Consider the following 21,573-nt stretch of genomic DNA (forward strand, 5'->3'; position numbering starts at 1 on the left):
CCGCTTTCATGTCAAACCCGCCCCAAGGCTTCTTTGCTCAGCAACTGGGTGCATGGCGCAGCGCGCTTGCGCGCGCCTCCGTCACGATCCGCCGCCAGGGCCCCAGCCAGATCCAGTTCTGGTTCATCGCGCTGGCCGTGGGCATCGCGGCGGGCTTTGCGGCGCTGATCTTCCGCAAGGGGATTCACTGGCTCCAGACAATGGCCTACGGCCACGAGGACGTGCGCGCGGTGATCGACCACGCGGCGGGCCTGCCCTGGTACTGGCTGGTGATCGTGCCGACGCTGGGCGGGCTGGTGGTGGGGCTGATCCTGCATTTTTTCACCGATGACGGGCGGGTGCGCTCGGTCGCCGATGTGATCGAGGGCTCCGCGCTCTACGAGGGCCGGGTGGAGAAACGCGCCGGCATCGCCTCGGCGGTCGCCTCTTGGATCACCCTGTCCACCGGCGGGTCGTCCGGGCGCGAGGGGCCGGTGGTCCACCTGGCCGCCGTGATCTCCAGCTGGGTGAGCAACCGCATCCATGCCGACGGGATCACCGGGCGCGACCTGCTCGGCTGTGCGGTTGCCGCCGCCGTGTCGGCCTCGTTCAACGCCCCCATCGCCGGGGCGCTCTTCGCGCTGGAGGTGGTGCTGCGCCATTTCGCGGTTCACGCCTTCGCGCCCATCGTCATCGCCTCGGCCGCCGGGACGGTGATCAACCGGCTGGAATTCGGCGACGTGACCGAGTTTTCTCTGCCCGAGGCCAATGCGCTGGCGTTCTATGTCGAACTGCCCGCCTTCCTTCTGCTGGGGCTCGTCTGCGGCTTGGTCGCCATCGTCTTGATGAAATCGGTGTTCTGGACCGAGGATTTCGCCAACCACCTGCAGAAGGTCACCGGCCTTCCGCGCTACCTGCGCCCGGCTTTCGCGGGGGTGCTGCTGGGGCTGCTGGCGATCTGGTTCCCGCATATCATCGGGGTCGGCTACGAGACCACGACCAACGCCCTGACCTCGCAACTGCTGCTGCACGAGGCGATCGTGTTCGCCATCCTCAAGGTGGTCGCGGTGGCGATCACCATCGGCGGGCGCATGGGGGGCGGCATCTTCTCGCCCTCGCTCATGGTCGGCGCGCTGACGGGGCTGGCCTTCGGGATGATCGCCACGGGCGTCTTCCCCGATGTGTCAGGCTCCGAAGCGCTCTACGCGCTGGCGGGGATGGGGGCGGTGGCCGCCGCGGTGCTGGGCGCGCCGATCTCGACGACCCTGATCGTGTTCGAGCTGACCGGCGACTGGCAGACCGGGCTGGCGGTGATGGTGGCGGTGTCGCTCTCCACCGCGCTGGCCAGCCGGGTGGTGGACCGGTCGTTCTTCCTGACACAGCTGGAGCGGCGCAATGTCCATCTCGCCGCGGGGCCGCAAGCCTATCTGCTCGGTACCGTGCGGGTGGCCAAGATCATGCGGCCCACCAGCCACCCCCGGGCCGCGCCCGAGGCGCGATGTTGGGACCTGATCGGGGACGGGGTCTATCTGGATGGCACCGCCAGTCTCGAGACCGCCATGCCCGCCTTCGAGCGGGCCAATCACGATTTCATCCCCGTGGTCAGCCTGGGCGGCGAGGGGGAGCCGCCCGAGCTGTGGGGCGCGCTCTTTCAGGTCGATGCGCTGAAGGCGCTGAACCGGGCGCTGGCCGAAACCGCCGCCGAGGAGCATTCCTGAGCGGCGGCCTATTCGCATAACGGTCTCGCTGGGCCAAGGATTTTAAGTAAAATCCTTGGCAAAATCCTTCCTCAAGGATTTTGCGCCCGGAGGCCCGCGCAGCCAACGTGAAACTCAGCCCACGTGGAACAGGGTCTGGAACAGCCGCGGATCGAGGCTGTCGCTGGCGAAAGTCGGCCCCTCGGTCAGCACGCTCACCGCGTCATGGCTGTGCAGGCTCTCCTGGTGGCTGGCCACCACCCGGAAATCGCCGATCCGGTCGTCCCGCTGCAACGCGAGGCAGAAGCTGCGCGCCGCATCCTCCACGAAGATCGGGTTGGCGGCGTTCAACTCGGCAAAGGCCTGCTCGTCCTCGCGCTTGACCATCACCTGGGTCTCGGTCGGGATCGCCTCGCGGCACAGCTCCACCAGGTCCTCGAACCACAGGCAGTCATCGGCGCCGCAGGTCAGTTCCACCGACACCCGCGCGACCGAGCGCTGGGAATGGGGCGTGGCCAGCTGGCCGCGGAACTGCCGCGCATGTTCCGACAGCTCCAGCGAGCAGGGGCAGGTCGACGAATACACGTAATCCAGATGCATGAACTTGCGCCGCTGCCCGTTCACATCGACCACCTCCAGCGCGATGTCGTAATACTGATACCCCGACAGGCCCGAGCGCAGGCTTTCGACCTTCATCGGGAAGCTGAACCGCATCTGGATGCGCGCATCGAAGCTCTCCAGGTCGGACTTGTAGGCGTCCAGCGTCCGCTCGATCACCTCGAAGCTGAAGGTTTCATCCGCATGCCCGTAGAAGGTGCGCATGATGCGCGACATGTTGATGCCCTTCTTCTCCGCTTCCAGGCTGACGGAGCCGGTCACGCTTGTCTCCAGCGTCACGTCGCCATTGTCCCGCGTGTGGAACCGGATCGGCAGTCGGAAGTTGGAAATCCCCACATGCTGGATCTGCGCCTTGGCACCCCGGATCAGGGACGAGGGCCCGTTCTGCAGGTCCGGCAGGCTGTCCTTGTAAGCCGCGTCGACGGAGAACTCCTCCGGGTAGGCGCGCGCCAGGGACGGATAGTCCGACGGATCCCCCGGCAGCAGCCGCGCCACGGATGGATCGAGGGTCTCGATCTCGGCGGCCGAGGCGGTCTGCGCCCAGGCCCGCAGCGTGGCCAGGGCCGTCGCAGCCTCGTCTCGGTTCGGCAGTTTGTCGATATCCGGGGTATAAACATTCATGTGGGCAGCTCCCTCGCATCCCAAGTGACAGCCCGGCATAAGATGGGGGCCGCATGCCGGGTTTCCAGCATCTTTGTGTCAAGTATACGTGACAGTCCGCCTTCTGGATCACCCGCACCGCTATTTTTGCAGGCAAATCCGCGCGCGGGAAAGGCGCATTTTTTTCCGGGGTTTACACCGCGGCGAGGGCGGTCTGCAGATCGCGCAGCAGGTCGCCCGCATCCTCCAGCCCCACCGACAGCCGGATCAGCCCGTCGGTGATCCCCAGGCCCGCGCGCTGCTCCGGCGTCAGGCGCTGGTGGGTGGTGGTCGCCGGGTGCGTCGCGATGGATTTCGCATCCCCGAGATTGTTCGAGATCGTCACGATCTCCAGCGCGTTGAGGAACCGGAACGCCCCGTCCTTGCCGCCCTTGATATCCAGCGCCAGCACAGTGCCCCCCGCCGCCATCTGCGCCCGGGCCAGGTCGTATTGCGGATGGCTCGGCAGGTGCGGGAAGATGACCTTCTCCAGCGCCGCGTCCCCCTCCAGCATCTCGGCCAGGTTCAGCGCGGTCTCGGCTTGCGCGCGCACCCGCAGATCCAGCGTCTCCATCGCCTTCAGCATGACCCAGGCGTTGAACGGGCTGAGCGAACCGCCGGTGTGTTTCAGATAGGGCTCGGCCACCTTGCGCACGAACTCTTTCGTGCCGCAGATCACCCCGCCCAGGCAGCGGCCCTGTCCGTCGATATGCTTGGTCGCGGAATAGACGATCACATCCGCGCCCTGGTCGCCGGCGCGGGAAAAGATCGGCGTGGCGAAGACATTGTCCACGATGACCAGCGCGCCCACCGCATGGGCCAGTTTCGAGACCGCTTCGATGTCGATCACTTCCAGCGTCGGGTTGGAAATCGTCTCGAAGAACACCGCCTTGGTGTCGGGGCGGATCGCGGCGCGCCAGGCCGCGAGGTCCGTGCCGTCCACGAAGGTCACTTCCACCCCGTAGCGGGTCAGCACCTCTTCGAGGATATAGAGGCACGAGCCGAAGAGCGCGCGCGCCGAGACCACGTGATCGCCCGCCCGCAGCATCGAGGCCAGCGCGCCATTGACCGCCGCCATGCCGGACGCAGTGGCAAAGGCGTCCTCGGTCCCCTCCACCGCGGCGATCCGGTCCTCGAACATCCGCACCGTCGGGTTGCCGTAGCGGGCATAGATGAACTCGTCCGCGCCCGCCTCGATGAACCGCGCCTCGGCGGCCTCGGCAGTGTCGTAGACAAACCCCTGGGTGAGGAAAATCGCCTCCGCCACCTCGCCATACTGGCTGCGCCGCGTGCCCGCATGTACCAGCTTTGTCCGGGTCTGTTTCTCGGTCATCTCTCGTCTCCTGTCGCGCCGGAGCTTGGGTTCCGGGCACGAAAAAACCCCGCAGCCGGACGGGCTCGGGGGTTCCGCGTCCTTTTAGCAGCTTGTTTTACGTGGCCTGCAATCCGGCACCAAATCACCACGGTGTCGCGGGTCTAGGGGTGTTGCGCGGCGCGGTCAAGCACCGTCACGGAAGTCTAACGAAAGTTTCACACCCCCTTCGTAGTCTGGCACTACCCGCCATCCACAACATCTGGTGCCACGCAGAGCGAAGGGAGCCGTCATGCCCGTCCTCAATCTGACCGTGACCGAGACCGTCACCGGGCTTGCCGGGGGCGAGACCGGGTTCGACCGGCGGCTGGGCCGGGCGGCGGCGGCGGGTGGGCCGACCGACCCGATCGTGCTCTTGATCCACGGGTTTCGCTACTCGCCCCTGCGCGGCCCCACCAACCCCCATGACAGCCTCTATGCGACCGCGCCGGGCGGGCGCAAACGGCCCCGGCGGCAACTTTCCTGGCCCGCTGCGCTGGGGTTTCGCGACGATCCGGACGACCCGGGGCTCTGCCTGCCCATCGGCTGGGACGCGCGCGGCACCTTCGCCGAGGCCTTCGCCCAGGCCGAGGCGGTGGGCATGCATCTCGCGCAGCTCATCGCGCGGCTCCATGCGCGCTACCCCGCGCGCCCGATCAAGCTGATGGGCCATTCCCTGGGCGGGCGGGTCGCGCTCGCGGCGCTCGGCGCGCTGCCCGCGCCCATGGTGCGCCAGGTGATCCTGCTGGCCCCCGCGGATTTCGACACCCATGCCCGGGCGGTCCTGACCCGGCCCGGCGCCCAGGGCGCCGAGATCCTGCAGATCAGCCCCCCGGAAAACTGGCTCTTCGACCGGCTGCTGGAACAGGCCCTGCGCCGCGACGCCGGGGCCGGAACGGCCCTCGGCCGCCGCCCGCCCCGGGCGGAGAACTGGATCGCGCTGAGCCTCGCCGACGAGGCGGAGCTTGCCAATCTCGCGGCCCTCGGCCACGCCATCGGCCCGCGCTGCGCGCCGGTGTGCCACTGGGGCGCCTACCTGCGCGCGGGGGTGATGGACCTCTACTCCGCGCTGCTGACCGACCGCGGCCCGCGGGCCCTGCGCGATCTGGCCCCGCCGCCGCGCAGCCTGCCCTGACCCTTGCGCCCGCGGCCCGACCCGTCATAGTCGGACCAAACCCCGCGGAGCCGCCCCATGACCCGACCCATAGAGCTCTACTTCTGGCCCACGCCGAACGGCTGGAAGGCCTCCATCGCGCTGGAGGAAATGGGCCTGCCCTACACCACGCATCTCGTGAACATCGGGGCAGGGGACCAGTTCAAGCCTGCCTTCCTCGCCATCTCGCCCAACAACCGGATGCCCGCCATCACCGATCCCGACGGCCCCGACGGCGCGCCGATCTCGATCTTCGAGAGCGGCGCGATCCTGCAATACCTCGCCCGCAAGACCGGCCGCTTCTATGGCGCGACCGAGCGTGACCGCATCGCCGTGGACCAGTGGCTGATGTGGCAGATGGGCGGGCTCGGCCCCATGGCGGGACAGGCCCATCACTTCCTGAAATACGCCCCCGCCATGGACCCGCCCAACGACCTGCCCTACGCCAAGGACCGCTACCGGGCCGAGACCGGGCGGCTCTACAAGGTGCTCGACACCCAACTGTCCAGGCACGAATTCATCGCGGGCGACTTCTACTCCATTGCCGACATGGCCTGCTGGGGCTGGGCGTCGCTCTGGGAGGGTCAGCAGCAGACCCTCGACGACAAACCCCACATGGCGCGCTGGCTCGACACGCTGGCGGCCCGCCCGGGCGTGCAGGCGGGCCGCGCGCTCCATGCCGACAAGCGTGCCGATTTCCGCAAGGAAACCGGCGCCCACGCGTCCCTCTTCAAGACCAAGACCTGAGCCAGGCGTTGACAGCCCCCCCGGCACAGGCCAACCCTGCGCGCCATGTTTGACCTGCGCCCCGTCGGATACGTGATCGGCCTGCTGGTGGCCGCCCTGGGCGCCTCCATGCTGGTGCCCATGGCGCTCGACCTGATCGCGGGCAACGGGCACTGGCCCGCCTTCCTGGAATCCGCGATCCTGTCGGGGCTTGTCGGCGGGCTGACCGCGATTGCCTGCGCCAACGGGGTGGGCGACCGGTTGAACATCCAGCAGACCTTCCTGCTGACCACGGGCGTCTGGCTCGCCCTGCCGGTCTTCGCGGCGCTGCCCTTCGTGTTCGGGGCGACCGAGGCGCGCTATGTCGATGCATTCTTCGAGGCGATGTCGGGCCTGACCACCACCGGCTCGACCGTCTTCACCGGGCTGGAAACCCTGCCGCCCGGCCTGCTGCTGTGGCGGGGCATGATGCAGTGGTTCGGCGGGGTGGGTATCATCGTGGTGGCCATGGTGTTCCTGCCGGAGCTGCGCATCGGCGGGATGCAGATCTTCCGCTCCGAAGGGTTCGACACGATCGGCAAGATCCTGCCCCGCGCCACGCAGATCGCCAGCCGGATCTCGGTGATCTATCTCGGCCTGACCGGGGCCTGCGCGCTGACCTACCTGATCCTCGGGATGACCGGCTTCGACGCGGTGGTCCACGCCATGACCACGGTCGCCACGGGCGGCTTCGCCAATTCCGACGCCAGTTTCGGCGCCTTCCCGGCGGCCATGGAATACGCCGCCACTCTGTTCATGCTGCTCGCGGCCCTGCCCTTCGTGCGTTATGTCCAGCTGGTCGCGGGCACGGCGCGCCCCCTGCTGCATGACCCGCAGGTGCGGGCCTTCTTCGCCACGGTCGCGATGATCGTGCTGATCATCGCCACGTGGAAGATGATCGCCATCGACACGCCGGGCGAGGAATCCCTCCGCAAGTCCCTGTTCAACACCGTCTCGATCATCACCGGGACGGGCTATGCCAGCGCCGATTACATGCTCTGGGGGGCCTTCCCGGTGGTGGTGCTGTTCTTTGCCGGGCTGATCGGTGGCTGCGCGGGCTCGACCGCCTGCTCGATCAAGGTGTTCCGCTACCAGCTGCTGATCGCCTCCATCGTGGCGCAGATCCGGCGCATCCACTCGCCCCACGGCATGTTCACGCCCCGCTATGGCGGCAAGCCGGTGACCGAGGACGTGCTGTCCTCGGTCATGGCGTTCTTCGTGATGTTCACCGTCTCGCTCGGCATCCTGTCGGTGCTGCTCGCGCTGACCGGGCTCGACTTCATCACCTCGGTGTCGGGCGCGGCCACCGCACTGGGCAATATCGGCCCTGGCTTGGGCGACCAGATCGGGCCGGCGGGCAATTTCGCGGGCCTGAACGACACCGCGAAATGGATCCTGTCGGCCGCGATGCTGATCGGGCGGCTTGAGCTGATGGTGGTCTTCGCGCTCTTTACCGTGCGGTTCTGGCGCGCCTGAGCGACCCTACTCGGCCCAGCACGACACCAGCACCGTGAGGTTCTCCGCCAGCATGGCCAACCGCTCGGGCGGCAGGGCGGCATTTGGATCGCTCTGGACGACCTCGACCCCCGCCGCGCCCAGCCAGTCGGTGATCGCGGCCGCATCGGCACTGAAATTCACGTCCTCCGGCAGCACCCGGCCCCCGTCCATGCCCCGGGGCAGCAACAGCCCCAGAACCCCGCCCGCCACGTCCAGGACCGGCCCGCCCGCATCGGCCTCGGTCACGGTCACGGCGAGCCGGTCGAGCGCGTCTCCCCCGGTCAGGCCGCGCAGATCCGCCAGCGTCCCGAAACTCAGCGTCGGCGCCCCCAGCAGCCCGCCATAGGAATAGCCCGCCACCGCGATCTCCGCCTGCAACCGCGCAGGCCCGGGCGCGAACCGCGCCACGGCCATCGGTGCCACGGTCTCGGTCGGGCTGAGCAGCGCAAGACCCAGATCCGGATCGCTCTGTGTCAGTTCCGCCGCGATGTCGTCCCCGATGGTCAGCCGCGCGCAGCCCTCCAGCCCCCGCGCCGCCGTCAGCACGTCTCCCGCGGGCGTGACGAAAAACCCCGACCCCGCGCGGATCGGTTGCCGCACCTCCAGCCCCGCCAGCAGGTCGATCCGCTGCTCGGCTTGGCGGTCGCCCAGCGTCGGGTCCAGCGCGCTGTCGCCCACGGGCTCGAAACTCGCGCGCATCATCTGCGCCGCCCGCGCCATCAGGCGCGCGTCCTCGGGCGGCCACACCAGGGTGAAGCCCTTGATCAGCCCATCCTCCAGCGCGGAATAGGTATAGGATTCGATCTCGTCGTTGCGCCCGCGGATCTCGAAGCTGTCGCCAGAGAGCGCCCGTTCCCCCTCCCGCGGGATCACCTCCAGCGTCTGCATGATCTCGTACAGCCCGGCGAGGCCCGCGGGCGAGCCCTCCTGGCTGATCAGCAGTGCCTTGCGCCCGCCGTCGCCGGTGTAATGCACGAAGGGCGGCTCGATCCGGTCAAACGCCACCATGCCCATCGGCATGTCCAGCGCGATCCCGGCGTCTTCGCGGGCCACGCGGGTCATTCCCAGCGCGGCCAGGTCGCCCTGCCATTCGGCCAGCAGCTGCGCGCGCTGCGCCGTGGTCAGCGTGCCGGTCACCGGCAAGCCGCGATCGGCCTGCCACTCCGACATGGCCCGCCGCGTGCCCGGGCCGAACGCCCCGTCAATCGCCGCCCGGTAGAACCCGAACCACTGCATCGCCTGCTGCAAGGCCTCCCGCGCGGGCCGGTCCAGGGCGCGCTCGCTGGCGCGGGCCTCGGCCTCGGTCTCGTCGGGGGCCTCGGGGATCGGGCTGATCGTCAGGACCGGCGCGTCGGGCACCAGCCCCGGCGCGGTCGCGGGCGGCGTGACCTGCCCCTGGGGCCAGAACGCCGCGCCGTAATCCGTGCCATCGGCGATGAAACTGTCGCCCGGCACCTGGCCGAAACTGCGCAGCCGCGACAGCACCGCCGCCGCGTCGCCCGGGCTGAACGGCCCCAGCGCGATCGCGTACCACCCCGACGGCAGCCGGAAGCCCGCCACATCGCCCAACGCGCCCGCGTAATCCCGCGCCCGGTCCTCCGCCGCGCGCAGCGTCGGCTGTGCCTCGACCTGGATCCACACCTGCTCCTGCGCGCCTGCAACCCCCGCCATCAGCCAGATCGCCGTCGCCGCCCCTGCAAAAATCCGTCCCGTCACGCTTGTCCTCGATCAAAATTACCCGTTTGCGCCGCACTCTGGCAAAATCCGCCGTCCCCTGCACGCAGAACCCGTCCGGGGCGCGTTGACCCTGCCGGGGCTGTTGCCTATTGAGAACGCGGCTCTGATCAAAGGCATCCCCATGGACACCCCCCGCTCGTTCCAGGAAATCATTCTACGCCTGCAGGCCTACTGGGCCGACCAGGGCTGCGCCGTGCTGCAACCCTATGACATGGAGGTGGGTGCAGGCACCTTCCACCCGGCCACCACCCTGCGCGCGCTGGGCAGCCGCCCCTGGGCCGCCGCCTATGTCCAGCCCTCGCGCCGCCCCACCGATGGCCGCTACGGCGAGAACCCCAACCGGCTGCAGCACTACTACCAGTACCAGGTCATCATCAAACCCAGCCCCCCCGACCTGCAGGAGCTCTATCTCGGCTCGCTCCGCGCCATCGGCATCGACGCCGCCCTCCACGACATCCGCTTTGTCGAGGACGACTGGGAAAGCCCCACGCTCGGCGCCTGGGGCCTGGGATGGGAGGTCTGGTGCGACGGCATGGAAGTCTCGCAATTCACCTATTTCCAGCAGGTCGGCGGCCATGACTGCCGCCCGGTCTCGGGGGAGCTGACCTATGGTCTCGAACGGCTGGCGATGTATGTGCTCGGCGTCGATCACGTCATGGACATGCCCTTCAACGCCCCCGACGCAGCCATCCCGCTGAGCTATGGCGACGTCTTCCGCCAGACCGAGGCCGAATATTCCCGCTGGAACTTCGACCAGGCCGACACCGCGACCCTGCTCAAGCACTTCGAGGAGGCCGAGGCCGAATGCGCCGCCGCCCTCGCGGCCCCCCACGCGGACCCGAAAACCGGCAAACGCATCGTCATGGTCCACCCGGCCTATGACCAGTGCATCAAGGCCAGCCACCTGTTCAACCTGCTGGATGCGCGCGGCGTGATCTCGGTCACCGAACGCCAGGCCTATATCGGCCGGGTCCGCGCGCTCGCCAAGGCCTGCGCCGATGCCTTCGTGCAAACCGAGGCCGGCGGCTGGAGGCCCGCGCCCGCATGAACCGGGGCAAGCTCGTCGGCGGCGCGATCGTGGGCTTTGCCCTGATCTTCGGGATCGTGGTCTACTACACCCAGATTTACGCCTATTATGAACAGGTTGACGCCGAAACCGTCACCATCCGCCTGACCCCCCTGGGCGGGCAGGACGCGCCCGAACCGATGCTGGCGACCAACCTGCAGGCGATCGACGGCAGCTCCAGCCCCCTGCGCTTCCGCGCCTGTTTCGACACGTCCGAAAGCCTCGCCTTGCTGACCGAGAGCTACGTGATCCACGACGCCGCCGTGCCCCTGAACGCGCCCGGCTGGTTCGACTGCTTCGACGCCGCACGGATTGGCGCGGACCTGCGCGACGGCACGGCGCTGGCCTTCCTGGGCGAGGCCGAGATCGCCGATGGCGTGGACCGGATCGTCGCCGTGTATCGCGACGGGCGCGCCTTTGCCTGGCACCAACTCAATGAAAAATTTGCGGACTGACCGATGCCCGAGCTTCTGATCGAACTCTTTTCCGAGGAAATCCCCGCCCGGATGCAGGCCCGCGCGGCGCAGGACCTGCAAAAGCTGGTCACGAACGGGCTGGTCGAGGCGGGCATCACCTATGCCGGGGCCCGCGCCTATGCCACGCCGCGCCGCCTGACCCTGGTGGTCTCCGACATGCTCGCCGCCTCCGCGCCCGTGCGCGAAGAGCGCAAGGGGCCCAAGGCCGACGCGCCCGAGAAAGCCATCGAGGGGTTCCTGCGCTCCACGGGCCTCGGCCGCGAGCAGCTTGAGACCCGCGAGACCCCCAAGGGCGACGTCCTCTTCGCCGTGATCGAAAAACCGGGCCGCCCGGCGGCGGAGATCGTGGCCGAGGTGCTCGAGACCACCATCCGCAACTTCCCCTGGCCGAAATCCATGCGCTGGGGCAGCAGCTCCTTGCGCTGGGTCCGCCCGCTGCATCGCATCCTCTGCCTGATCCGCGATGAAGAGGGGGCCGAAATCGTGCCCCTGACCGTCGACGGCATCACCGCCGGGGATGTGACCGAGGGCCACCGCTTCCTGGCACCCGGCGAGATCAAGGTCCACGGGTTCGAGGATTACGAGACCAAGCTGCGCCGCGCCAAGGTCATTCTCGATGCCGAGGAACGGGCCGAGCATATCTGGGCCGACGCCACCAATCAAGCCTTCGCCCAGGGGCTGGAGGTCGTGGAGGATCGCAGATTGCTGTCCGAGGTCGCCGGTCTGGTGGAATTTCCCGTGCCCCTGATGGGGGAGATCGACGCGGACTTCCTCGACCTGCCGCCCGAGGTGCTGCAGACCTCGATGAAAGAACATCAAAAGTTTTTCAGCGTTCGAGATCTGAAATCCGGCAAAATTGTTCGATTTGTGACAGTGGCAAATACGGAAACCACCGATCACGGGGCCACGATACTCGCCGGAAACCGCAAGGTTCTCTCGGCGCGGCTGGCCGATGCCAAGTTCTTTTGGGAAAACGATCTGAGGATCGCCCGCGCAGGCATGCAGCCCTGGCGCGAGGCGCTGGAAAACGTCACCTTCCACAACAAGCTCGGCTCCCAAGCCGCCCGCATCGCCCGCATCGCCGATCTCGCCGCCACCCTCGCGCCCCAGGTCGGCGCCGACCCGGACGCCGCCCGCACCGCCGCCGAACTGGCCAAGGCGGACCTCAGCTCGGAAATGGTCTTTGAGTTCCCCGAGCTTCAGGGCCTGATGGGCCGCTACTATGCCGAGGCCGCGGGCCACCCGGCGGAGATCGCCGCGGTCGCCCAGGACCACTACCAACCCCTCGGCCCCTCCGACGCCGTGCCCACAGCCCCCCTCAGCATCGCCGTGGCGCTGGCCGACAAGCTCGACACCCTCACCGGCTTCTGGGCCATCGACGAGAAACCCACCGGCTCCAAGGACCCATTTGCCTTGCGCCGCGCCGCCCTCGGCGTGATCCGGATCGTGCTGGAGAATGGGCTTCGATTGCCGCTAATTAATTCGGTTAAGCACCACAACTCCGAGAACACTTCGAGACCACTATTCTCTGCCCTCGTTGCGCATGCAAAAACTGATCAAGAACGTGCCGACGGTAGCAAATCGATGAGCGACTGGAAAGCGTTGGTTGCCCGCAGTCAGGACGACCTCCTCTCCTTCTTCCACGACCGCCTCAAGGTCTTCCTGCGCGACGAGGGCATCCGCCACGATATCATCGACGCCTGTCTCGCCATGGAGGGCAATGACGACCTGCTGCTGCTGGTGAACCGCGCCCGCGCCCTTTCGGAAACCCTGAAAACCGAGGATGGCGAGAACCTGCTCCAGGGGTTCAAGCGCGCCAACAACATCCTCACCCAGGCGGAGGAGGCCGACGGGGTCGAATACTCCTACGGCGCGGACCCGAAGTTTGCCGAGACCGACGAGGAGCGCGCGCTCTTCGCGGCCCTCGACACCGCCGAGGCCGTGATCGACCCGGCGCTCGAAGCCGAGGATTTCGCCGCCGCCACCGCCGCCATGGCGTCCCTGCGCGCGCCGCTCGATGCCTTCTTCGAGGCCGTGCAGGTCAATGCCGAGAACCAGATCCTGCGCCGCAACCGGCTCAACCTGCTCTCCCGCATCCGCGCGACCTGCCTGAAACTGGCCGATCTGACCAGGATCGAGGGTTAACGCGCCCTGAACGGGGCGCGCGGAGGTGCCCGACACTTGCCCGACGCATGTCCGACAGGTGCCCGACCCGGATCCGACCGCGTGCAGATGCGTCCTTGGTGGCAGTTGCAAATGCGCCGACTCCGTCTATCGTAGCGCTAACAGGAGGATGCTGCGGTGCAGAAGAGCGCGCCTTTCACCGAGATCACAAGGACCGTGGACCTCTCCGCCGAGACCCACGGCCAACGCGCGAAATGCATCCAGCGGCTGATCCGGCTCGACATGCCCGTGCCCCATACCGTCGCGCTGAGCTTCGAGACGGTGCACGGGATCGCGGCGGGGCAAGTCATTGATACAAGGCCACTTTTGGGAAGTTTCGGGGCCGACAGCCTGGTCTCCGTACGGCCCAGCCCGGCGATGCAGGAATGGGGCGGCCCCACGGCGATGCTCGATGTGGGCATGAACGACACCATGCTGCTGACCCTGTCGGAAACCATCGGCGCCGAGGCCGCCCGCGCGCTTTATCTGCGCTTCGTGCAGGCCTACGCGGTGGAGGTCGCCCGGCTCGATCCCGAGCTGTTCGAGCCAACCGAGCCGACTCGCGACGCCCTCGTCCAATCTCTTGAAATATATGAAGAAGAAATGGACGAGCCCTTCCCCCAGGACCCGGCGGATCAGCTCGCCGCGGTGCTGAAATCCATGGCACGCGCCTGGGAAGGGACCTCCGCACGGCTGCTGCGCCAGGCCAAGGGCGCGCCGCCCGATGCGGGACTCGGGCTCGTGGTGCAACGCATGGCGCTGGGCATGGGCGCGGCCGAGAGCGGCTCCGGCGTGATTCAGTTCGTCAGCTCCGAGACCGGCCTGGCCCAGATCACCGGCCGCTATCTCAGCCAGTCCCAGGGCCGCGACGCGCTCGCCCACCGCGCCGAGGCGTTGTACCTGTCCCGCGACAGCCGCGGCCCGTCCCTCGAAGACGCCTGCCCCGAGGCCTTTGCCGAGCTGCGCGCCTTCGGCGACGTGCTGCGCACCGGGCTGCGCGAGGAGATGCAGATCGAGTTCGCCCTCGACGCCGGCAAGCTCAGCGTGCTCGACGCGGTCCGCGTGCCGCGCGCGCCCCGGGCGGCGGTGCGCATCGCCGTGGCCCTGGCCGAAAGCGGCGTGATCAGCAAGGAGGACGCGATCCTGCGGATCGAGCCGCGCACCTTGCCCGAACTGCTGCACCGGCAGGTCGCGTTCGACGCGCAGCGCGACCCGATCGCCAAGGGCATGGCCGCCAGCCCCGGCGCGGCGACCGGGCAGCTGGTGTTTTCCGCCACCGCCGCCCAGGCCTGCGCCGCCCAGGAGACGCCCTGCATCCTGGTCCGGCCCGAAACCTCGCCCGAGGATATCCGGGGCATGCACGCGGCCTCCGGCGTGCTGACCGAGAAGGGCGGCATGACCAGCCACGCGGCGGTGATCGCCAGGGGCCTGGGCAAGCCTTGCGTCGTGGGCACGCGGGATATCACCCTGGATTTGCGGGCAAAAACCCTGACCACCCGGGATGGGCGCGTGTTTGCCGAGGGCGACACGGTGACCCTGGACGGAACCGCCGGGGCTTGTCTCGCCGGGGCGCCGCGGCTGATGGAGCCGGCGCTCGACGGGTCCTTCCGCACGCTCATGGCCTGGGCCGACCAGGCCCGCGATATCGGCATCCGTGCCAATGCGGACACGCCCGCCGACGCCGAAACCGCCCGCCGGTTCGACGCCGAGGGGATCGGGCTGTGCCGGACCGAGCACATGTTCTTCGACGAAGACCGCCTGACCGTGATGCACGAGATGATCTTCGCCGAGACCGGCGAGGCGCGCGGCGCGGCGCTGGAGCGGCTCTTGCCCATGCAGCGGGAGGATTTCGTCGACCTGTTCGAGATCATGCGCGGCAAGCCGGTCTGCATCCGGCTGTTCGACCCGCCCCTGCACGAGTTCCTGCCGACCTCGCGGGAGGGCATCTGGAACCTGGCCGAGGCGCTGGACCTGCCGGTCTCGACGGTCACCCACCGGATCGAGGCGCTGAGCGAATACAACCCGATGCTGGGCATGCGCGGCGTGCGGCTCGGCATCGCGATCCCCGAGATATACGAGATGCAGGCGCGCGCGATCTTCGAGGCGACGGTGGATGTCAGCCTCAAGGGCGCGATCGTGACGCCGGAGATCATGCTGCCGCTGGTTTCGGCCCGGCGAGAGGTCGAACTGCTCAAGACCAATATCGATGCGGTCGCCGCCGCGGTGCGCAACGAGCGCGGCACGCGCTTCGGCTTCCGTCTGGGCGTGATGGTGGAGACGCCGCGCGCCGCCCTGAAGGCCGGGGAGATCGCCGAGATCACCGACTTTTTATCTTTTGGAACCAATGATTTGACCCAGATGACCTATGGGCTCAGCCGCGACGATGCAGGCCGGTTCATGGGAACGTATGTCCAGCAGGGTGTCTTTGCCGAGGATCCGTTCCATACGCTCGATGCGGATGGTGTGGGCGAATTGCTCAACATCGCGGCCGAACGGGGCAGGGCGGTGAAACCTGACTTGACCCTGTCGATTTGCGGCGAGCATGGGGGCGACCCCGATTCGATTGATTTTTGCCGAAAAGCGGGCTTTTCCTACGTTTCGTGCTCACCGTTTCGCGTGCCCGTGGCGCGTATGGCCGCAGCCCACCTGGCGCTGACGGACGCGCCGGTCGAGAAAAAACCGCGCCGTTTCAACCTGCTCGGACGCGTTCTTCGCAGCGGAAGCTGACCATCCGGTCAGCGCCTTCTTGCCGCCATACTGTTGCCCCAATGCCACGGGGGTGGACGCGGCGGCCCTGTTTTCATATGAACGCCCCGCAAGTTGCGCAATGCTGCAACTGCGAGAAATTGCTGCGACTGCATCATTCTGTTCGGATGTAGCGCGGGGGCTGACGAGGTTGATGATGATGTTTGGACAAACCGTTTTGCGGTCTGCATTGGCAGGCCTTTTTATTGCAACTGGCTCTCTGTCCCTGGCCGATGTGACGGTCATGTCGTCCAACAACCCCACCAAGGCCATCGACCTGGAGCTGCGCGGTCTGCTCAGTACCGAACAGGGCATGCTTTCGGCCGTGCCCTCCGACCGGTTGCAGCGGCTGGCCTCGCCGGTCACCACCAGCCCGCTGCCCGCGGAGCGCCGCTACAGCCGTGAGTGGATCGATGCCCAGCCCCCCGTGAGCGGCGGCGAGGCGTGGGAATGCCTGGCGGAGGCGCTCTATTTCGAGGCCCGCGGCGAGACCGTGAAGGGGCAGTTCGCCGTGGCGGAGGTGATCCTCAACCGGGTCGAGTCGGCGCGGTATCCGAATTCCGTCTGCGCCGTGATCAACCAGGGCACCGGGCGCAAATACCAGTGCCAGTTCACCTATACCTGTGACGGGCACCCGGAGCGGATCGCCGAGCCGCGGGCCTGGGAACGGGTCGGCAAGGTCGCGAAGATGAGCCTGCAGAGCGCGACGCGGCCCCTGACCGATGGCGCGACCCATTATCACACGACCGCCGTGAACCCCGGCTGGGCGTCGAAATACATCCGCACCGCCGCCATCGGCGTGCACCGGTTCTATAGGCAGTACTACCCCGGCCGCACCGCGTCGCGGTAACACGCCGGTTGCGCGCCACGGGCGCAGACCCCGGGCGCGGCCTGTGCTAGCGTCGCGCCGACTCAAGCCGCGGCCAAGGATCCCCTGCTGATGAACGATGAAACCCGGCGCGCCTTCGCGCATCCCGAGGCCCGTGCGCTGCATCTGTCGCGCGACGGGCGGGACAGGATCTCCTTGCGCGATTACGTGCTGGAGGTCGAGATCGGCGCCTTTCAGGCCGAGCGGGGCACGCGCCAGCGGGTCCGGTTCAACGTGGTGGTGGAGGTGCGCACCGCCGCCGAGACCCTGGCCGATGATGTGGACAAGATCCTGTCCTATGACACCCTGACCGAGGCGATCCATGGCGCGCTGGCCGAGGAGCGGATCAACCTGCTGGAAACGCTGGCGGAACGGGTGGCCGATCGGATCCTGTCGGACCCCAAGGCCGCGCGCGCCTTCGTGCGGATCGAGAAGCTGGATCGCGGCCCCTTCGCCCTCGGGGTCGAGATCGTGCGCACCCCCGAAGAGGCGCAGCGCATCGCCAGCCCGGTTCCGCGCCCGCGGCTCGTGCGGGTGCATGCAGCGGCCATCGCGGCGCCGGACCTGTCGGCGCGGCTCGACGCGCTGGAGACGGACGGCGTGCCGGTGATCCTGTGCATTGCCGAGATCGCCCGGGAGGGGCCGCGCGCAGCCCATCCCGCCGCCCAGCGGCGGATCGACCTTCTGGCGCTGGAGCAGACCGCCTGGATGCTGGCCGGGCGCGATCCGCGCTGCGTCGTGGTGGACAGCCGGACCGAGATCGACTGGGCCCTGCGGCAGGGGCAGATGACCGTCTGGGCGCCGGGCAAGATGCTGCTCGATGCGACGGACGGCCCGGTGCCGGAGCCGCGCGACACCGAAGGGCAGGCGGCCTGGCTGGCGGCCCGGCTCGATGCGCTTGAGGTTCGCGGGCTGGATCTGTAACCCCGGCCCCATGTCGCGCGCCTATTACCGCCCCATTCCGACCCTGACTCCCGGCGCGGGGGCGCTCCGCCTCGCGGGGGGCTGGGTGTGGTGCGACCGGGTGGAGGTGCTGCGCCGGGACGCGGCGGCGGTGCTGATCCCGGCGGGGGAGGTGCCCGCGGAGATGCGCGCCCGGCTGACCGCGCCGCGCGCGCCGGTGGCAGGGGTCACGCTCGACCGGCCGCGGTTGATGGGGATCCTCAACACCACGCCGGACAGTTTTTCCGACGGAGGGCGGTTCGACGGGCTCGGGGCGGCAGTCGCCCATGCCGGGCTGATGCGGGCGCAGGGGGCGGAGATCCTCGATATCGGTGGGGAAAGCACCCGGCCCGGGGCGCGCGAAATCCCCGTGCCGGAAGAGATCGAGCGCACGGCGCCGGTGATCGCCGCCCTGCGTGCGGGCGGTGTGCGCATGCCGATCTCCATCGATACGCGCAAGGCGGCGGTGGCGGCGGCGGCACTCGACGCAGGGGCGGACATGATCAACGATGTCTCGGCCTTCGGCTTCGACCCGGAGATGGGCCCGCTCGCCCGTAAGCGGGGCGTGCCCGCCTGCCTGATGCATGCCAGGGGCGCGCCGGAGACCATGCAGAACGATCCGCGCTACGATGCGGTGCTGCTCGATGTCTATGACGCGCTGGAGGATCGGATCGCCGCGCAGGAGGCGGCGGGTCTGCCGCGGAGCCATATCCTCGCGGACCCCGGCATCGGATTCGGCAAGACGCTGGATCACAACCTCGCGCTTCTGCGGGGGCTGAGCCTGTTTCACGGGTTGGGCTGTGCGATCCTGCTGGGGGCGTCGCGCAAATCCTTCATCGGCACTCTGTCCGCGACACCTCAGGCGGCGGACCGGGTGGCGGGGTCGGTCGCGGTGGCGTTGCACGGGGCCGCGCAGGGGGTTCAGGTCCTGCGGGTCCATGATGTAGAAGCGACGCGACAGGCGCTCGCCCTCTGGGCGCCGCTGACGCAGATCGAGACCGGGTAGGAAGGGGCAAGAACAGCCATGGCACGCAAGCTTTTCGGCACGGACGGGGTCCGGGGCACCGCCAACACCGCGCCGATGACGGCGGAGATGGCCCTGCGCCTCGGTGCCGCCGCGGGGCGGTATTTCCGCCGCGACCAGTCCGCCGCGCACCGGGTGGTGATCGGCAAGGACACGCGGCTGTCGGGCTACATGTTCGAGACCGCGCTGACCGCCGGGTTCACGTCGACGGGGATGAATGTGCTCTTGCTCGGGCCGATCCCGACGCCCGCGGTGGCGTTGCTGACCCAGTCCATGCGCGCCGATGTCGGCGTGATGATCTCGGCCAGCCACAATCCCGCCGACGACAACGGCATCAAGTTCTTCGGCCCCGACGGCTACAAGCTGAGCGATGCCGCCGAGGAGGAGATCGAGGAGATCCTGGCGGGCGATATCCGCCCCGCCCAGGCGCCCAATATCGGCCGCGCCAAGCGGATCGACGACGGGCTCGGGCGCTATATCGAGCGGGCGAAGCGGACCTTTCCCGCGCATCTGCGGCTCGACGGGCTGAAGGTGGTGGTGGATTGCGCCAACGGGGCCGCCTACAAGGTCGCGCCCGCCGTGTTGTGGGAACTGGGGGCGGATGTGATCCCCGTGGGCGTGTCGCCGAACGGGCGCAACATCAACCGCGATTGCGGCTCCACCGCGCCGCAGACCGCCGCGGAGGCGGTGGTGTCCCACGGGGCGGATGTGGGCATCTGCCTCGATGGGGATGCGGACCGGGTGATGATCCTCGACGAGAATGGCGAGTTGGCCGATGGCGATCAGCTCATGGCGCTGTTCGCGACCCGCTGGGCCGCACAGGGGCTGCTGCGCGACAACACGCTGGTGGCGACGGTGATGTCAAACCTCGGTCTGGAATACTACCTGAACAATCTGGGGCTGAAACTGGTGCGGACCGCCGTGGGCGACCGCTACGTGGTGGAGGCGATGCGCAAGGGCGGCTGGAACCTCGGCGGGGAGCAGTCGGGCCATATCGTCATGCTGGACCACGGCACCACGGGCGACGGGCTGATGGCGGGGCTGCAATTCCTGGCCGAGATGGTGCAGCAGGGGCGCATTGCCTCAGAGTTGAAGCACAGCTTCACCACCGTGCCGCAACGGCTGGAAAACGTGCGCTTCGGGGCCGGGCAGGACCCGCTGGCGGCGGCGTCGGTCAAGTCGGCGATTGCCGCGGCCGAGGCGCAGCTGTCGGGCAAGGGGCGGCTGTTGATCCGCAAATCCGGGACCGAGCCTTTGGTGCGGGTGATGGTGGAATGCGAGGATGAGGCGATGCTGACATCCGTGGTGGGCGAGGTGGTCGCAGCGGTCGAGGCCGCCTGCTGAACAGGCGCGGCGCCCAATTTACGGGCGCCAGACCCGCCGCCCGGGCCGATCCCGGTGCCCGTGCGATTCCGGTTTGCAAAGCCGCATCGAACCTGCAACTTTTGGCTGCAGCGGGGGTGCGGCGCTGCGTCGGATGTCCGCGATTCAAAAAAACCAGGGAGCGAAAATCATGGAAGCCGTTGTTATTGTTGTCTTGTTAGGGTTGGCCGGTCTGTGTGGCTTCATGCTCTACAAGGATGGGACCATCGTGTTGCCCGGCACCACCGTGCCGCCCAAGAAAGACGACGCCGAGAGCTGACGCCCCGCGTCGCCCATGGGCACAAAAAAGCCCCGGCACCGGCCGGGGCTTTCGCGTTTGCGAGCCAGGCTCAGTTCTTTTCCTGGTCCACCAGCTTGCCGGCGGAAATCCACGGCATCATGCCGCGCAGCTCCTTGCCGACCGCTTCGATCTGGTGCTCGTCGTTCAGGCGACGCGTGCCCTTGAAGAACGGCTGGCCCACGGTGTTTTCCTGCATGAAGTCGCGCACGAACTTGCCGGTCTGGATATCGGTCAGGATCGCCTTCATCCGGGCCTTGGTCTCGTCATAGGGCAGCACGCGCGGGCCGCTCACATACTCGCCATACTCGGCGGTGTTCGAGATCGAGTAGTTCATGTTGGCGATGCCGCCCTCGTAGATCAGGTCCACGATCAGCTTCACCTCGTGCAGGCACTCGAAATAGGCCATCTCGGGGGCATAGCCCGCCTCGACCAGGGTTTCGAAGCCCATGCGGATCAGCTCCACCAGACCGCCGCAGAGGACCGCCTGCTCGCCGAAGAGGTCGGTTTCGCATTCCTCGCGGAAGTTGGTCTCGATGATGCCCGAGCGCCCGCCGCCGATGGCGGAGCAATAGGACAGGCCGATCTCCAGCGCGCGGCCGGTGGCGTCGGTGTCCACCGCCACGAGGCAGGGCACGCCGCCGCCTTTGGTGTATTCGCCGCGCACGGTGTGGCCGGGGCCCTTGGGCGCCATCATGATGACGTCGACGCCCGCCTTGGGCTCGATCAGGCCGAAATGCACGTTCAACCCGTGGGCAAAGGCGATCGCGGCGCCCTCGCGGATGTTGTCATGGACGTATTTCTTGTAGGTATCCGCCTGAAGCTCGTCGGGCATGGTGAACATGATCAGGTCGCACCAGGCGGCCGCCTCGGCGATGCCCATGACCTGCAGGCCCTCGGCCTCGGCCTTCTTGGCCGATGCGGAGCCTTCGCGCAGGGCGACGACCAGGTTCTTGGCGCCGCTGTCGCGCAGGTTCAGCGCATGGGCATGCCCCTGGGAGCCGTAGCCCAGAATGGCGACTTTCTTGTCCTTGATCAGATTCACATCGCAATCGCGATCGTAATAAACGCGCATTATCCATCCTCCGGTTGCGGGTCTTATCGCTGCGCACCCTACAGAGGCGGGCGGGAAAGGGCAGAAGGCGGGCGCGAGAATTCGGATGCATTCTGAAATTGCTATTCGCGAAAATTCG

Annotated in this window: 17 protein-coding genes and 1 riboswitch; of the genes, 13 read left to right on the forward strand and 4 right to left on the reverse strand. The window is 67.9% G+C overall.

Annotated features, from left to right (window positions below):
* Positions 1-8: 8 nt before the first annotated feature.
* On the forward strand, positions 9-1,697 hold the full coding sequence (locus PVW48_RS06255; RefSeq protein WP_012179077.1) for a chloride channel protein: 1,689 nt from the start codon (positions 9-11) through the stop codon (positions 1,695-1,697).
* Between the two features lie 114 nt (positions 1,698-1,811).
* On the opposite strand, the gene folE2 is transcribed toward PVW48_RS06255, so the two are convergent.
* Positions 1,812-2,915, reverse strand: a complete 1,104-nt coding sequence (folE2, locus tag PVW48_RS06260; RefSeq protein ID WP_012179076.1) for a GTP cyclohydrolase FolE2 — start codon at positions 2,913-2,915, stop codon at positions 1,812-1,814.
* Positions 2,916-3,087: 172 nt separating this feature from the next.
* Positions 3,088-4,266, reverse strand: coding sequence for an O-succinylhomoserine sulfhydrylase (gene metZ, locus PVW48_RS06265; protein WP_274580728.1), 1,179 nt, complete (start codon positions 4,264-4,266; stop codon positions 3,088-3,090).
* 64 nt (positions 4,267-4,330) lie between these two features.
* Positions 4,331-4,407, reverse strand: a riboswitch (SAM riboswitch).
* A 130-nt stretch (positions 4,408-4,537) separates the two neighbouring features.
* Here metZ and PVW48_RS06270 point away from each other — a divergent pair.
* Genes PVW48_RS06270 through PVW48_RS06280 form a run of 3 tightly spaced genes read left to right on the forward strand, consistent with a single transcriptional unit; the run spans position 4,538 to position 7,678 of the window.
* A complete protein-coding gene (locus tag PVW48_RS06270) occupies positions 4,538-5,419 on the forward strand; it encodes a serine aminopeptidase domain-containing protein (RefSeq protein WP_274580729.1) in 882 nt (293 codons plus the stop codon).
* A 57-nt stretch (positions 5,420-5,476) separates the two neighbouring features.
* On the forward strand, positions 5,477-6,184 hold the full coding sequence (locus PVW48_RS06275) for a glutathione S-transferase N-terminal domain-containing protein (RefSeq protein WP_274580730.1): 708 nt from the start codon (positions 5,477-5,479) through the stop codon (positions 6,182-6,184).
* 45 nt (positions 6,185-6,229) lie between these two features.
* Positions 6,230-7,678 carry a TrkH family potassium uptake protein gene (locus PVW48_RS06280; protein WP_274580731.1) on the forward strand — a complete coding sequence of 483 codons (1,449 nt, stop codon included), beginning with the start codon at positions 6,230-6,232 and terminating at the stop codon, positions 7,676-7,678.
* A gap of 6 nt (positions 7,679-7,684) precedes the next feature.
* Here PVW48_RS06280 and PVW48_RS06285 read toward each other — a convergent pair whose 3' ends face one another.
* Positions 7,685-9,415 (reverse strand): serine protease, encoded by a 1,731-nt coding sequence (locus PVW48_RS06285; RefSeq protein ID WP_274580732.1) that lies wholly within the window; start codon positions 9,413-9,415, stop codon positions 7,685-7,687.
* Between the two features lie 142 nt (positions 9,416-9,557).
* Between PVW48_RS06285 and PVW48_RS06290 the strand changes: the two genes are divergently transcribed.
* The 9 genes from PVW48_RS06290 to PVW48_RS06330 all read left to right on the forward strand — a co-directional run bounded on the left by PVW48_RS06290 (position 9,558) and on the right by PVW48_RS06330 (position 20,362).
* A complete protein-coding gene (locus tag PVW48_RS06290; protein ID WP_274580733.1) occupies positions 9,558-10,484 on the forward strand; it encodes a glycine--tRNA ligase subunit alpha in 927 nt (308 codons plus the stop codon).
* Entirely contained in the window at positions 10,481-10,957 is a 477-nt protein-coding gene (locus PVW48_RS06295) for a DUF6446 family protein (protein WP_012179070.1), read from the forward strand. The genes PVW48_RS06290 and PVW48_RS06295 overlap by 4 nt, the downstream gene beginning before the upstream one ends.
* A 3-nt stretch (positions 10,958-10,960) precedes the next feature.
* Entirely contained in the window at positions 10,961-13,123 is a 2,163-nt protein-coding gene (gene glyS / locus PVW48_RS06300) for a glycine--tRNA ligase subunit beta (RefSeq protein WP_012179069.1), read from the forward strand.
* A 156-nt stretch (positions 13,124-13,279) separates the two neighbouring features.
* Complete coding sequence (locus PVW48_RS06305; RefSeq protein WP_274580734.1) at positions 13,280-15,868, forward strand: putative PEP-binding protein; 2,589 nt, start codon at positions 13,280-13,282, stop codon at positions 15,866-15,868.
* Between the two features lie 262 nt (positions 15,869-16,130).
* Complete coding sequence (locus tag PVW48_RS06310; protein WP_157865325.1) at positions 16,131-16,736, forward strand: cell wall hydrolase; 606 nt, start codon at positions 16,131-16,133, stop codon at positions 16,734-16,736.
* A 90-nt stretch (positions 16,737-16,826) separates the two neighbouring features.
* Positions 16,827-17,678 carry a dihydroneopterin aldolase gene (locus tag PVW48_RS06315; protein WP_274580735.1) on the forward strand — a complete coding sequence of 284 codons (852 nt, stop codon included), beginning with the start codon at positions 16,827-16,829 and terminating at the stop codon, positions 17,676-17,678.
* Between the two features lie 10 nt (positions 17,679-17,688).
* Positions 17,689-18,702, forward strand: coding sequence for a dihydropteroate synthase (gene folP / locus PVW48_RS06320; protein ID WP_274580736.1), 1,014 nt, complete (start codon positions 17,689-17,691; stop codon positions 18,700-18,702).
* 18 nt (positions 18,703-18,720) lie between these two features.
* Entirely contained in the window at positions 18,721-20,064 is a 1,344-nt protein-coding gene (gene glmM, locus PVW48_RS06325) for a phosphoglucosamine mutase (protein WP_274580737.1), read from the forward strand.
* A 169-nt stretch (positions 20,065-20,233) separates the two neighbouring features.
* Positions 20,234-20,362, forward strand: coding sequence for a hypothetical protein (locus PVW48_RS06330; protein WP_274580738.1), 129 nt, complete (start codon positions 20,234-20,236; stop codon positions 20,360-20,362).
* Between the two features lie 70 nt (positions 20,363-20,432).
* Here PVW48_RS06330 and ilvC read toward each other — a convergent pair whose 3' ends face one another.
* Positions 20,433-21,455: a ketol-acid reductoisomerase gene (ilvC, locus tag PVW48_RS06335; protein ID WP_274580739.1), complete on the reverse strand. Its 1,023-nt coding sequence runs from the start codon at positions 21,453-21,455 to the stop codon at positions 20,433-20,435.
* Between the last annotated feature and the right edge of the window lie 118 nt (positions 21,456-21,573).

Origin of the sequence: Dinoroseobacter sp. PD6, from assembly GCF_028807315.1 — a bacterium.
In the GTDB taxonomy this organism is placed as follows: domain Bacteria; phylum Pseudomonadota; class Alphaproteobacteria; order Rhodobacterales; family Rhodobacteraceae; genus Dinoroseobacter; species Dinoroseobacter shibae.

Excerpts from the sequence above, each read along its gene's own strand:
- PVW48_RS06255 (WP_012179077.1), top strand. The coding sequence starts at position 9 with ATGTCAAACCCGCCCCAAGGCTTCTTTGCTCAGCAACTGGGTGCATGG.
- folE2 (WP_012179076.1), bottom strand. The coding sequence starts at position 2,915 with ATGAATGTTTATACCCCGGATATCGACAAACTGCCGAACCGAGACGAG.
- metZ (WP_274580728.1), bottom strand. The coding sequence starts at position 4,266 with ATGACCGAGAAACAGACCCGGACAAAGCTGGTACATGCGGGCACGCGG.
- PVW48_RS06270 (WP_274580729.1), top strand. The coding sequence starts at position 4,538 with ATGCCCGTCCTCAATCTGACCGTGACCGAGACCGTCACCGGGCTTGCC.
- PVW48_RS06275 (WP_274580730.1), top strand. The coding sequence starts at position 5,477 with ATGACCCGACCCATAGAGCTCTACTTCTGGCCCACGCCGAACGGCTGG.
- PVW48_RS06280 (WP_274580731.1), top strand. The coding sequence starts at position 6,230 with ATGTTTGACCTGCGCCCCGTCGGATACGTGATCGGCCTGCTGGTGGCC.
- PVW48_RS06290 (WP_274580733.1), top strand. The coding sequence starts at position 9,558 with ATGGACACCCCCCGCTCGTTCCAGGAAATCATTCTACGCCTGCAGGCC.
- PVW48_RS06295 (WP_012179070.1), top strand. The coding sequence starts at position 10,481 with ATGAACCGGGGCAAGCTCGTCGGCGGCGCGATCGTGGGCTTTGCCCTG.
- glyS (WP_012179069.1), top strand. The coding sequence starts at position 10,961 with ATGCCCGAGCTTCTGATCGAACTCTTTTCCGAGGAAATCCCCGCCCGG.
- PVW48_RS06310 (WP_157865325.1), top strand. The coding sequence starts at position 16,131 with ATGTCGTCCAACAACCCCACCAAGGCCATCGACCTGGAGCTGCGCGGT.
- PVW48_RS06315 (WP_274580735.1), top strand. The coding sequence starts at position 16,827 with ATGAACGATGAAACCCGGCGCGCCTTCGCGCATCCCGAGGCCCGTGCG.
- folP (WP_274580736.1), top strand. The coding sequence starts at position 17,689 with ATGTCGCGCGCCTATTACCGCCCCATTCCGACCCTGACTCCCGGCGCG.
- glmM (WP_274580737.1), top strand. The coding sequence starts at position 18,721 with ATGGCACGCAAGCTTTTCGGCACGGACGGGGTCCGGGGCACCGCCAAC.
- PVW48_RS06330 (WP_274580738.1), top strand. The coding sequence starts at position 20,234 with ATGGAAGCCGTTGTTATTGTTGTCTTGTTAGGGTTGGCCGGTCTGTGT.
- ilvC (WP_274580739.1), bottom strand. The coding sequence starts at position 21,455 with ATGCGCGTTTATTACGATCGCGATTGCGATGTGAATCTGATCAAGGAC.